The organism is Streptomyces sp. NPDC043812 (assembly GCF_056436245.1).
Window position 1 is genome coordinate 1 of the sequence record NZ_JBWKCY010000057.1, and the last position, 12,341, is coordinate 12,341.

The following is a 12,341-nucleotide window of genomic DNA, read 5'->3' on the forward strand; positions in this document are numbered from 1 at the left end:
TGGAACAACTCCCACAACTCATCCGGCACCAGCCGCTCAACGATCCCCACCACGGCCCATAGCCTACCGAGTCAGCCAAATGAGATGACCTCTAAGTAGTCGCGGTCACGAACGACTGGCAGCGCCCTGCCCAGCGGCGAAGTCGTCGAGCGTCGGGAAGAGGGCGGTGTCGATATCTCCGGTGCGCTCATACTGCTCGAGTCCCTTCACGAAGAGGTGGCGCCGGTACTGCCATTTCTGGTGCTTGTCGACGCGGGCCGGATCGGCCGGCCGCATCAACGCGAGGAAGAACAGGCTCTTCACGAGGAGGAAGGCCCCGAGGTGGGCGCTGACCGGCTCGACGCCGGCTGCTCGGGCGGCCGAGTCCAGCGCGGTCAGGTACCGCTCGCGCTGCGCGGACGTCGCGGCGTAGCCCTTGGCGCCGCCCTTGAACGGGATGACTTCGAGCGCCAGGGCGACGTCGTACCCGAGAGGCATCACGCCGTGGTGCTGCCAGTCGATGACCCCGGCCGGCAGCACGTTCGGGAGGCCGTAGTCGAGGTGGCCCCAGGACATCGGCACGCCGTCGAGCTGGTCCATCGCCCGTGTGAGCGCCGCGTGGGTGCGCGGGGTGTCGAGGTCGGGGTTCTCGTCGAAGACGTTGTGCGTCCAGCCCGCCTGTACGACCCACTGCCTCAGGATCCCGGGTTGCGGAAGGACGGGATGTGCGGACTGGGCGTGCAGCAGTCGGGCAGAGACCTGCGCGAGGTGGTCTACCACCGTGTCGGACAGCTCCCGGCCGCCGTTCAGTGACTCCACGGCCATCTCGTGCAGTGACTGCCCGCCCAGGGACTCCTCGACGACGCAGAACTGTCCGTCGCCCAGTTCCCCGTGCTCCAGGACGGGCGGCACCGGGTAACCCAGAGCGGCGATCATCTGCTGGAAGGCCGCCTCGGCCCGCAGATCATCGCCGCCCGTGCGGCGGTAGCGCGTCCCGTCGGCAGAGACGTACACCGCCCCGTCGGCATCAGCCGTTCGCTTCTTGACGAGCTGCCACTCGGTGGCGTCCATCAGGACTCTCCTTCGTGCGGGCCCAGAACAGGTCCGGTCGTGGTGTCTTGGTGAGCGAGGGCGCAGGCCAGAGCCCGGGCGTCCATGATCCAGCTCGTATCACCTGCCGCCACCTGACGGCGCAGCTCGGCGAGGTCTTCACCCTGGGGTGTCGCGGGCCGGGCCAGATACGCGCGGCGCAGGAACTTCAGCAGCGACGGGAGCCGGTCGGCATGGACGCCTGCCCGCTCGCGTGCCGAGCACAGCGGCAGGAACCAGTCGGTGAACAGCTCCCGCACCGTCTGGTTGACGCGGTGCACCTCGTACAGCCGGTCCTGGGATGCCGCGTCGTACGGGATCCGCCCGTGCAGCGTGTACCGCAGCCGCATCGCGCCGTAGTTCCGGAACGGGGCGCCGTAGGCCGCGACGTGGGCCGCAGCGTTCTCGGTCACGGTCATTACCGGTCGCGCCGCGCGGTGTTCGGCGGCGGCGGCCATCACCGCGACATGCAGGCCGGCTCGCGGGTCCAGGACCATCCCGTCCAGCCCGAGCGACGCCAGGCTCACGCCGTAGTCTCGTGTCCGGGACAGCACCAACTGCTCGGGGACGTTGCGGGCGATGTTCAGCAAGTGCATTGGGGTCCGGGCGCCCGTGGCGTGGAAGTCTTCCCGAGCGAGCACCGGCGCGTGCTCGCCGCGGTCGAAGACCAGCATTGCCCGACGGGCGTTCCGGGATGCCTCGTGTCGGCAGGAGCGGCAGGCCCTCTCGACTGTGCCGGTCATGTGCCCGCACCGCGCGCAGAGCCGGACGGTCATTGTCCGTACGGCCAGTGTCCCGTCGGCGAGGAGGGCCTCGGTCATCTCCAGCGCCAACGCGGCTACGCACGGGGCGGTGTCGGTGAGCAGCCCGCCCGCCGGTGCCGGGGCGGGCGCGTACTTCGCCGCGATGGCCTGCTCCTCGCGTTGGTGCCGGCCCATTGCGTCGCGGTCCGAAGCGTCGCGATGGCGTACGTCTCCGGCGAGAGTGACGGTGTTCCACAGGTGTGGCACCGGACCGGTGCCGAGCAGGCCGTTGAGCGCCTCGGCGAGTCGTATGCCTGCGGCCTTGCCCGGCCGCTCGACGAAAGTGAAGTCGCCGTTCTGAACCGGTCCGTTGAGGTAAACGACGGTCATGGCGGGCCCCGGTCAGCAGTCCGGCTCGGCGGCGTCGACCTGGCGGAAGCGCCCGCCGCGACCCTCATAGACCAGGACCCCGGCGTTGGGCGTCTTGCGCACCCGGGCCTCGTCGACCAGCTCGGTCACCGGCCGCTGCTCCAGCACGCTGCGCAGCGCCAGGATGGCGGTGTGGTGGGTCATCGCCACCACGGCCGGCGCTCCACCGTCAATGCCTTCGACGAAGCGGGTCGCCCGGCGCATGACGCCGACCGCGAGGGATTCACCGCCGTCGCCCGGGGGCGTCCACAGGTGCTTGCGGGTCTGCCGGTCCTGCTCCGTTTCCGGGTAGGTCGCGAACAGCTGCCGCTTCGTCATGTACGTGGCGTCGCCGTAGTGCTGCTCGGCCAGCAGCGCGGTGACCTCGGCGGGCCGCCCGGGCAGTGCCAGCTCCGCGGTGTCCAGCGCCCGCCGGTACGGCGAGGAGTACACGTGCGGGTCGCGGCCGGCGAGGCCCTCAAGCGCGGCGCGCAGCCACTGACACTGGCGGAAGCCGCGCGGCGTCAGTCCGACGAGGTCGCGGGACAGGGCGTGCGCAGCCGGGCCGGTCCACGGGCGCGGGTCCTGGTAGAAGCCGGTGTGCTTCGTTGCGTTCTCGGTCGATTCGGCATGTCGTACGACGGTGAGAAGCATGGTCACCCCGTTGGGATCGTGTGCTGCCGGTGGCTTTTGGGTTGCTCGGCTGGGGAGTTGACGCGATCGCACCTGCGCATACCGCACAATACTGGAAACCCAATGCGAGAGCATCTGTATTGGGTTTCAAAGAGTGAGCTCGCGCAGCTGAGCGACGACCTGGTCTCCTCGGGCCAGAAGCGGCGGGGACGCGCGTGGGGCGCTGATCCAGTGCGCGCACGGGGTGCCGTGCCCGGTGGTGGGCATCAGCAGCTGACGCCCGAGACCGAGTACGCGGATGCCGGGCAGCTCGTCGGCGCCGTCGGCCGTGCCGGGCGCCACCAGCACGTACAGCTCGTTCTTCAACGCGAGGTCAGCCAGGACGGGGTAGCCGCGGTCCGGACTCAACCCCGTCCCTCCCAAAGCCTCCAGACCCAAACGGAGCGGTCGGATGGCCACCGCGTCCCAGTCCAGTCCGCACGCCACCCACCGGGTGACATCACGGGACTCGGCCCACAGTGCCCGCCGACTTGCTGTCGGCTGCCCGAGCTGATGCCAGGTGGGAACGGCGGTGCGCAGGGCCTTCCCGGCGGTGCTGCTCGAAACCGCGGCCACAACCCGCCTCCCTGCTCGACTGTCACCTCACCGTCCACGCAACCAGCAGCTGGGCGGCAACCGCGACGATGGGCCGATGCAAGAACGATGAAAGTCGCCATGCACGGGTGGGCGTACCGACGAAACGGCGAGATTCGGGTGACGAAGTGCCGGGGGTGACGTCTAGCGCTTGACCCGGCTGCGGACGGCGAGCGCTGCGAGGCCGAGCAGCACGGGTTCCGCCAGCCGGGACACCATCTCGGTGTAGGTGCCGGCGGTGGTGAGGTCCTGTCCGGAGGAGCGGAAGACGACCGAGTTCACTACGACCCGCAGGGACTTCTCCCAGCGTGCGGAGGTGATGCGGGATCGCAGCGGACCTGTGGGGTTGGTCGGGTCGGGCTTATCGGTGGTCAGTGAGATCTTCTGGCCGCTCAGTCGTCCGGTGGTGGCGGGCTTGGGGTCATCCAGTGGTAGCCCCCACAGCACCATGACCAGCACGGTGGCGGCCATGGCACCGAGGAGCCAGCCCAGCGCGCGGGACGCCCGCAGACCGTATCCGGACACTGCCCAGTACAGGGCGAGTAGCGTGCGCTCGGCGAAGGGGCGCTTGCGGTCACGACGGCGCATCTCCATCTCGCCGTAGTAAAAGTCCGCAGCGTCCGGCTCGTTCTTGCTGTCCTCGAACGATTTACGCAACGCCCGATACACCGGTGCCAGCACCGCCGGACCCACCACCTCCACTCCGGCAGGCGCCGCCGTCCATCCGGACCGCCCCTGTGCCGAGCGCCAGTGCTGCTCCTCGGCCAGCGTCCTCCTAGCTGTCCATCGCACCGGAAGCAGTCCACCCCGCCGCAAGCCCGACGGGGCAGGCGCGAGAGGGCACTCGCCCTCCAGTCGCAGCTGGTCCAGATGCACCGTCCCGGACAGCACGCAGTCACTGAGGTCCACGGTGTGGAGCACCAAGTGGGCCGCGTCCGATCCGCGCAACGACGTCATGCGCACTCCCTGATCACCGTCGGTCAGTGCGCCCTCCGGCAAGTCGTAGCCGGGATCGGTGAACGGTCGGCCTTGAGCGGTGATGCTCAGCGGGTATTCGAGCACCGCGTCGCTCAGGTCGACGGCAGCGTATCTCAGCCGTAGCGCAGCAGTGGAGTCCCACCGAGTTCGCCGGCACTCGAGGCGGGCCGTCGCCGCTTCGATGGTCACGGGACTGCCGAACCGTGCTCTGGACAGGACCAGCGCACCCTGACAGATCAAGGGGCCGAGCTGCGAGGCAGACAGGAAGGTCGCCCCACTGAACACGGCGGAGCCGGCAAATGTCGCTCCGACGAACGAGGCGTCGCCGGTGAACGTTGCCCCGGTAAACCGGGCGAGACCCGTGAACGTCGCCCCGGTAAACCGGGCAAGACCGGTGAACGTCGCCCCGCGAAATCCGGCGGTCCTGGTGAACGTCGCCCGTTCGAAACCGGCGGCGCTGGTGAACGTCGCCGTGTCGAACCGGGCGGTCCCGGTGAACGTCGCCTCGCCGAACACGGCGGCGCTGGTGAACGTCGCCGTGTCGAACCCGGCGAACCCGGCGAACGACGCCCCGCCGAACGAGGCGACACTGGTGAACCTCGCCCTGTCGAACACAGCGCCGCTGCTGAACCTTGCTCTGTCGAACGAGGTGATACCGGTGAACGTCGCCTCGCCGAACGAGCCGTCGTGGGTGAACCTCGCTCCGACGAACCAGGCGTCGCTGGTGAATGTCGCCCTGTCGAACACGGCGACACCAGTGAACTTCGCCCCGCCGAACGCGGCGTCGCCAGTAAACGTCGCCCCGCCGAAGTCCGCGGGCCCGGTGAAAGTTGCCCCGTCAAACCGGGCATTGCCGGTGAACGTCGCCGTGCTGAACTGGACTCGGCCAAGATGGGCCCCTCCGGCGGAGGGAACGTGGAGCACGCCCCAGAGCTGCTCCAACAGGTCTTCCGAGATGGTGGTACCGCGGTGGTCCAAGTCGCTGCCGGGTGCCAACGACCTCAGGTATGCGGCCCGATCCTCACTCGTGAGGTGTGCCAGACATGCGCCGTGCGGCTCTACCTGACGGCCCCGGCAGCCAACCGGGTCGCTCGGGTGCGCACGATGCGCGCAGTGCGGCCAACTCGGCGCGGACAAAGGGGGCGGTGCGCCGGTGGTCGTCATGTCAGCTGGGACGCCCTCTAACGAAGGCTGGTTGCCGCGGGCGCCGTGATCGGCTCGCTTGACACTGGTCTCTGGCCGACACTCCAGGGAACGCACGGTATCGACGCGGGATTCGCCACGGCCTAAATCCCTAGAACCACACGTAGATGAATTTCGTCGTGCCTCGGGTGGACTGAGTGCAAGACCCGGGCAGGACTATGACGGGAGCGGTACGGTCGCCGCACCGTCATGTCGGACACGCCGGGAGTCGGTATGGCTGAACACCGAAGGATCCCCAACGCCCGGCTGCGCGCGGTGCGCGAGACCGAGTTCCAGATGTCCCGCCAGGAGTTCGCGCAGCTCGTCGTCAGAACGGGTGAGGGCATGGGCGAGGCGGTCGGCTGCGCTTCACGACTGGTCGCGGCATGGGAAGACGGCGACGTCCACCTCCCGCGTGCGGTCTACCGGCGCATCCTCAGCCAGATGACCGGGCGCACGATGCGCGACCTCGGCTTCGACACCAAGGCCCCCGTGCATGCCGCTGCCCCGGCCATCGCGGCGAACCGGCCGGAACGCGAAGCTCCAATGGACCGCCGGAGCTTACTGGTCGACGGAGCGGGCGCCGCCCTTTCGCTCACCTCCCTCGGTTCCGTCCGGGACAAGACCCCGGGCCGGATCGGGGCAGGCGATGTCCGGACCGTCGACCGGGCCGTCAGCACCCTGTACACCCACGACCACAGCCACGGATCGGCCGCCCTGCGACGGAACGCCTCCCAAGCCCTGCACACCGCCTACCAGTGGCTGCAGGACGGCACCTACACCGACAAGACCGGGAAGCGGCTGCGCTCGGCGACCGGGCATCTGTCGATTGCGGCAGGGTGGCTTTCGTACGACTCGGGCCGTCCCGCCGACGCCCGCTCCCTGTACAACGAGGCTTTGGCGGCCGCCAGGATCGCCGACGACCCCGCTCTGGAAGGGCACGCCTTCGGCTGCCTGAGCCTCCTCGCGAAGGCGTCCGGACGCCCTCGCGAAGCAATCTCCGCCGCCCAGGGTGCACAGTGCGCTGTCCGCTCTTTCGGCTCACCCCGGATGCTGTCGCTGTTCGCCATGCGGGAGGCCGGCGGCTGGGCACTGCTGGGGGACACCAGCGCCACCGACACGGCGATCGTGCGCGCCCACCAGCTCTACGCCAAGGGCCCCAGTGACGCCGATCCGACGTGGCTGGAGTTCTACACGCCCGCCGAACTCTCCGGCCTGGAAGCCCTCGCGCGCGCCAATCTCGACCAGCACGACCGTGCCGCCGCCGGCGCGGAACACGCCGTACTCCTGCACGGCGACAGGTTCGCGCGCAATCGCGCCCTGTACACCGCCGACGTCGCGATCCAGCACGCACTCAGGGCCCGTCCGGAGCCGGAAGCCGCGGCCGAAGCCGCCGGACGCGTCCTCGCCTATCTCCCCACGGTGCGCTCCGACCGCCTGCTGCAGCAGCAGCACAACGTCGAGAGCACGCTCCAGCGGCACGCCGCGGTCCCGGCGGTCGCCGACTGGCTGGAGGAGTACCGCACGATGACCGGCGTCAGCTGAGGAGGAGACGTGACCAGCACCCGCACCGATGTGGTGATCCGCACCTACGGCCCGGGACAAGTCCCGCCGCTGCTGGACGTCGTCGCCGACATCTGGGCCGACGCCCACCCGGAACTGGTCGACAACCCCGGCGCGGAGACGATGGGACTGTCCGTGCCCGCGCTCCACCGCCAGATTGCAGGCCACCTGAAATGGAAGGGCTTCGCGATGGTGGTCGCCTACGCGGGCGGCACCCCGGTCGGCTTCGGCTACGCCTTCCCCTGCACCGCCGACTACTGGTTCGGCCCGGGCCTGGTCGACCAGGTCCCCGATGCCGCCCGCACCGAACGCCTGATGGGCGTGTGCGAACTCGCTGTCCGCCCGCCATGGCAGTCCCGGGGCATCGGCTCCCAGCTGCATGCCCAACTCCTCAAGGCCATCAACCCCCGATGGGCGTCACTTCTCGCCCTCCCGAACAACGAGCGAGGGCAGAACCTCTACACCCGGCTCGGCTACCAGTACGCAGGCCCCTATCGCAACGAGCCAGGCGGCCCCGAGTTCGACCTCCTGCTCCTGCAGACCAACGCTGCCTGAACGCGTCTTCCCGGTTCGACGGCCGACGCCGTTCTGCAACAGTGAGGACGCGCAGTCGAACACCGCGGCGCCGGTCATGAGCCGGCGCCTGACGCCCGTCGAGAGGATGCCCCAGCGTGGCTGATGAGCACCCACCCGTCTTCCGTCTGTCCGACCGAATGCCCTACGAGGTCACGGCCGAGGGCGGCGTTGCCAGGCTCACGACCGACTTCGGGGTGCTGGAAGGCGACGCCGCGGCGTTTCGAACGCTCGCCCAGGCCGCAATCCGAGCGGCGCACAACGGATCGGGTGAACCGCCGCCGCGGCCGTTGTACATCCCGCAGGACATCAAGGACTCCGCGGAGACGAAGGCCAGGAGCGAGAGCCGCAGCCTTGCCGACGTCCTGCGTGCTGGATTCGCCGAGTATCTCGCTGGTCGCATCGAGCCGGCGAAGCCAGCCCGTACACGCCGGTCACCGGGCGAGGAGCCGGTCAAGTCCCTACCGAGTACGAGCCTGCGGGCGACCAACGACGAATGGGCGGCGATCGAGGCCCGCTGCAAGGCGGACAAGGAGCGGCTGCACTTCCTGGTGAACCCCTCCCGTGTGGTCACCCAGTACCTGCGTGACCACTACCTGACCGGCGAGGCCGACGCGGACTGAGGGACTGCAGGAGGGCGTCCTTCGCGTCGTGGACACCCGCAAGTCAGTCAGCGGCTCCTCGTGCGGGGCTCCCGGGAATCATCTGCCCCGTCATGGGCCCGCGTCCCAGATCATCGAGTGATCGGCATCAATCTGGTGCCAGCGACGCGAAAGAGCTGTGACGTTTCCCCGATGCTCACGCCGTCAATCTCTGCCCCGAACTTGAGCTCAAGGTAGGGGTCAACTTCGTCGAGCCCATCTGGCGAAAACCCTACGCAAGCGAGCGCGCCGTGGTCGCCAGGCCCCAGGCCCCTGGTGGTCACCTGCAGCCCGGCCCAGCCGTGATCACCCGCGTCCCACCTCCTCACCTCATGGCGTCCCCTCGCCGGATGCTGCACGTTGACTGACGAGATACGGAGGTACGCCCTCCCGCGGGCCCCGCGCGGGGCGCAGCGGCAGACGCTGCGCCCCGCGTGTAACCGCTCATGATGCTGAGCGCGCACCACAACCGAGATGTCGGGCACGCCTCGGGCGTGGCCAGGCTCGTAATGCACTCTGACTTTGGCGCCTTCAGCTCCACCGATGGCGTACGCGCGGATCGTTCCGGCGACGCTGGACAGCTTCAGCACGGGCATCTACTCCTCTAATCCACTCCGGCAGCGTCCGTGAATCGCTGCTGATGCCAAGCATCCGATGCTGATGCCCCGCTCGGGGCAAAGGTTGGCTCAATCCGTCACCTCATGATGCATCGTCAAATCTGCACTCAGCACAGGGAGTTCGCTGCGGCTGCTGACCGAGTTCTGTCGGCACCTTCGCTCACGATGCTGGCTGAGGCCGTATGCGGCGGCCTCGTGCTCCAGGTGCAGAAGCTGGTCAGTGTCGACGGCTCGGACGGTGCGGGGAAGGGCCGGGGTCATGTCGAGATGATGCCAAGAAGTCTCCGCAGGGCCGTGCGGTCAGCGGTGCCGGCCTACGATCTGCCGGCTGGAGAGCAGCTGCGGAGGGCACGCGAGGCCGGCGGTGAAGGTGAGCACGCCATCGTGCACGACATGCCTAAGAAGAAGGCGGCGAAGGAGAAAGCGCCCGCCAAGAAGGCGGCAGGCCCGGACAGGCCAGGCCACGGCGTGGGAGCACACCATGGGCGAGATCAGGATGGACCGGCGGCACCTCGAACGGCGGCTACCTGTGCCTGATGCACTCGTTGAGATCACCTGTCACGGGGTGGCGCGCGTGGCCAGGGTCGCGCGGTCCCGCCCCCGCGCAGCTAAAGCTTCGTGACGTTCTCCGCCTGGGGACCCTTGGGCCCCTGGGTCACGTCGTACTCGACCAGGTCGTCCTCGTACAGCTCCTTGAAGCCGGTGGTCTGAATGGCAGAGAAGTGAACGAACACGTCCGGGCCGCCGTCATCCTGCGCAATGAAGCCAAAGCCCTTGTCCGCGTTGAACCACTTGACCTTGCCCGTCGCCATGCTGCTCTCCTCCAGAGTCGGTCGGCGACACCGTACCGCCCCTGATCAGCCCGTATGGAGAACGACGCAAGGTCGCGCCGTCGCCGCGCTTCCACTTCACCCAGAGCGCTGCCGCCCGCCAAGGTCCGGTGATCAAATTCCGGTGACGAACCTGTCGGTCGTCAGGTCCTGTGACACCTTCGCTGTCGCCGGACAGCCTGCTTCGCACCTCCCGGCCCGCGTGTCAGGTCGCACCAAGAAATCGAACAGGAGTATGGCTCTATGCATGGCCGGAACTGATTTCCCCGAAGCACTGCGTGCCACGCAGGCCCGTCTTCACCAGGCGACTTCCGAGCTGGCCGCCCTGTGCCGCACTCTGCCGTGGAGCGTGGACCCGATGCCTGGCTGGCCCGGCATCGAGCACCCGTACACCAGTCAAGTCACCGGCGGCCGGGAGAGCAGCCCCGGCTGGACCGAAGAGCAGAAGCGCGCGGTAAAGCGGCTGCAGATGGAGTGCGCCGACCTATCCATCAAGATCACCACGCATGAGTTCTGGGCCACGCTGAGCGGCGAGGACGTCGTCCGGGCCCGCCAGGCGCTGAAGAGCGAGACCAAGCCGACAGCGCCAGCGGCGGTCGACGTCGTCCAGGCTGCCTGAACCATCCGGGCACATCATGTCCGATCTGCCACCCGACCTCTCCAGACTGCGCGTTTTGGAGCTCTGGCTCGGCCTTAGCCTGGATCGCGTGCGGGAACGGATCGCTTCCCTCGAGCAGCGCGAACGCGAGCGCGAGCACGGCGCCACTGCCCGCCCGCCCGTACCCGACTGGATCGTCGAGACGGGGATCGGGCAGCAGCGCGAGGCACTCTATGTGCACGTCGGCGACTGCCACATGGCCGGGAAGCGGAAGCACGCCGTCGACCGCGCCCAAGCCGTCCGCGCACTGTCCGACGGTGTTGAGGCCTGCTCCCACTGCCGCCCCGACACCGAACTAGGTGTGCTCGATTGAGTTCGGGCGGCGGCCGCCCGCCCTTCGCAGGCACGGAGGGAGGCGCGCAGCCCGGGGCAGCGGCCGCCGAGCAGCCTGCCCTCCGGCTGCCTGTTAGCAGCGACCAGTCGGCCGCAGATGCCGCGCATGTTGTTGGCCAGAGAGCACGCGCCGCCAGCCCGCGGGCGCTTCCTCGGCTGGCGTGTTCATTGCGAAGGGGGCAGGGCCGACAGCCTGTTCAGTTCTTCGCTGTACGCCTTCAGCTCGGGGGAGACCAGGGTGGCGCCCTGGACGATCTCGCTCGCCTTACGCGCCTGCTCCCTCACACAGGCTGGCGTCGTAGCGCCTCTGCCGTACCGCATGGCCGACTCTGCCGCTTGGAGCACTGACTCCGTGCCCTGAGGGTTCATGAAGACCACAGGTTCGGTCGTCAGGCGGCTCTCGTCGTCCGCGGAGAGGGTGGCGGTGAAGGTGTACACCCTCGGCAAGGAGCCTTCCGGGTAGGTCTGAGGTCCCACAGTGAATCCGATGCGCTCGTTGTCGTGCGGCGGCACCACGTACTTCACCGGCCGAGTCAACGTGCGCGGGGGTGTGAATCCATCGGGGACCTTGAGGTCGTACCGGGCTTTTACCACCGAGCCACCCGCACCATACGGGCAGCCCAGCTCCGTGACCGCGCTGATCGCGAATTCTGCCTCCGTCACCAGCACCTCGTCCTCGGAGCCGTTGCGCAGGGCAATCGAGAGCAGCGAGGACTTCCAGTCCTTCATGACCGGTTGCGGCTCCTCCCCCAAGGTCCAGTCGGCCTCGATGTCCTTCTCTCGGGCGACGTCCACGTCGGAAAGTTCCAGCTTCGGCGGTGGCCGCTCCGGCTCGCACCCCGGGAAGAGGTTGAACCACAGGGCCAAAATCGCGACCACGATCGCAATCACTCCTCCCACCACAGAGATCACCCCCTGCGGCTTGTGAAGGAACGGCTTGTCCTGGTCTTCTGCTGCCCCGTCGCCCTGCTGACCTCGCATCGTGCCTCCCGTCGGTCACGGACCAGATCAGCATTCGAGGCAGGCTCGCGCACCAGGGCGCGCCGTGCCCGCGGGAACCAGCCACCAGCAGCCTGCCCGGCTTCCGCCGTCCGTGGGCTGCCGCGACCCATCGCCCCCGGGCCAGCTAGAACGCTCCCGGGCCGACTGCGGCGCTCAGTCTCAATCCCTTGTGACTGAGCGCCGTAGTTGGCCACTGAGCGCGATAGTCGGGCGGGAGAGAGGATTGATGTAGCCGACTACTGGTAGGTCGTGGTGAACATGCCAGTCTGGATCATCGTGATCGGAGCCATCGTCTTTGTCGTAGCCCTTCTCTGGCTGTGGGGTGACCTGCAGGTCTATTTCTGCGGCCGCCCTCATCGGCGCGGTACTCGCCGGGGGCCTAACCCCAATACCGGTGATTTAGGTCTTTTTCTGGTGTTTGCTGGTTGTTTTGGTGGGCGGGATCAGTGTGATTGCCGTGGTGGGTGGTTGGGGTGGGT

At 68.4% G+C, this 12,341-nt stretch carries 13 protein-coding genes; 6 read left to right on the forward strand and 7 right to left on the reverse strand.

The genetic code is table 11. The features are described 5' to 3' along the window. Positions 1-105: 105 nt before the first annotated feature. From AC067Z_RS37805 to AC067Z_RS37825, 5 genes are all read right to left on the reverse strand, one after another. Positions 106-1,050 (reverse strand): phosphotransferase, encoded by a 945-nt coding sequence (locus tag AC067Z_RS37805; RefSeq protein ID WP_478794187.1) that lies wholly within the window; start codon positions 1,048-1,050, stop codon positions 106-108. Further along, positions 1,050-2,201 (reverse strand): hypothetical protein, encoded by a 1,152-nt coding sequence (locus tag AC067Z_RS37810; RefSeq protein ID WP_478794188.1) that lies wholly within the window; start codon positions 2,199-2,201, stop codon positions 1,050-1,052. The genes AC067Z_RS37805 and AC067Z_RS37810 overlap by 1 nt, the downstream gene beginning before the upstream one ends. A 12-nt stretch (positions 2,202-2,213) precedes the next feature. Next, complete coding sequence (locus tag AC067Z_RS37815) at positions 2,214-2,873, reverse strand: histidine phosphatase family protein (protein ID WP_478794198.1); 660 nt, start codon at positions 2,871-2,873, stop codon at positions 2,214-2,216. Positions 2,874-2,999: 126 nt separating this feature from the next. Beyond that, the gene (locus tag AC067Z_RS37820) at positions 3,000-3,260 is read right to left on the reverse strand and encodes a hypothetical protein (RefSeq protein WP_478794189.1); all 261 of its coding nucleotides are present in this window, start codon (positions 3,258-3,260) and stop codon (positions 3,000-3,002) included. A gap of 369 nt (positions 3,261-3,629) precedes the next feature. Then, positions 3,630-5,459: a pentapeptide repeat-containing protein gene (locus AC067Z_RS37825; protein ID WP_478794190.1), complete on the reverse strand. Its 1,830-nt coding sequence runs from the start codon at positions 5,457-5,459 to the stop codon at positions 3,630-3,632. A gap of 420 nt (positions 5,460-5,879) precedes the next feature. Here AC067Z_RS37825 and AC067Z_RS37830 point away from each other — a divergent pair, with 420 nt between their 5' ends. The 3 genes from AC067Z_RS37830 (at position 5,880) to AC067Z_RS37840 (ending at position 8,404) form a co-directional block, all read left to right on the forward strand. Then, complete coding sequence (locus AC067Z_RS37830) at positions 5,880-7,190, forward strand: hypothetical protein (RefSeq protein WP_478794191.1); 1,311 nt, start codon at positions 5,880-5,882, stop codon at positions 7,188-7,190. Between the two features lie 9 nt (positions 7,191-7,199). Beyond that, complete coding sequence (locus AC067Z_RS37835; RefSeq protein ID WP_478794192.1) at positions 7,200-7,763, forward strand: N-acetyltransferase family protein; 564 nt, start codon at positions 7,200-7,202, stop codon at positions 7,761-7,763. A gap of 116 nt (positions 7,764-7,879) precedes the next feature. Then, positions 7,880-8,404 carry a hypothetical protein gene (locus AC067Z_RS37840; protein WP_478794193.1) on the forward strand — a complete coding sequence of 175 codons (525 nt, stop codon included), beginning with the start codon at positions 7,880-7,882 and terminating at the stop codon, positions 8,402-8,404. Between the two features lie 1,243 nt (positions 8,405-9,647). Here the strand turns inward: AC067Z_RS37840 and AC067Z_RS37845 are convergent. Then, positions 9,648-9,851 carry a cold-shock protein gene (locus AC067Z_RS37845; protein WP_340491335.1) on the reverse strand — a complete coding sequence of 68 codons (204 nt, stop codon included), beginning with the start codon at positions 9,849-9,851 and terminating at the stop codon, positions 9,648-9,650. A 265-nt stretch (positions 9,852-10,116) separates the two neighbouring features. Here AC067Z_RS37845 and AC067Z_RS37850 point away from each other — a divergent pair, with 265 nt between their 5' ends. Then, positions 10,117-10,488 (forward strand): hypothetical protein, encoded by a 372-nt coding sequence (locus AC067Z_RS37850; protein ID WP_478794194.1) that lies wholly within the window; start codon positions 10,117-10,119, stop codon positions 10,486-10,488. 88 nt (positions 10,489-10,576) lie between these two features. Next, complete coding sequence (locus AC067Z_RS37855) at positions 10,577-10,840, forward strand: DUF6233 domain-containing protein (RefSeq protein WP_478794195.1); 264 nt, start codon at positions 10,577-10,579, stop codon at positions 10,838-10,840. Positions 10,841-11,025: 185 nt separating this feature from the next. Here the strand turns inward: AC067Z_RS37855 and AC067Z_RS37860 are convergent, their stop codons facing one another. Continuing rightward, positions 11,026-11,841, reverse strand: coding sequence for a hypothetical protein (locus AC067Z_RS37860; protein WP_478794196.1), 816 nt, complete (start codon positions 11,839-11,841; stop codon positions 11,026-11,028). 270 nt (positions 11,842-12,111) lie between these two features. On the opposite strand from AC067Z_RS37860, the gene AC067Z_RS37865 reads away from it, so the two are divergent. Further along, positions 12,112-12,341, forward strand: a 230-nt coding sequence (locus AC067Z_RS37865) for a hypothetical protein (protein WP_478794197.1), incomplete at its 3' end; no start/stop codon positions are given.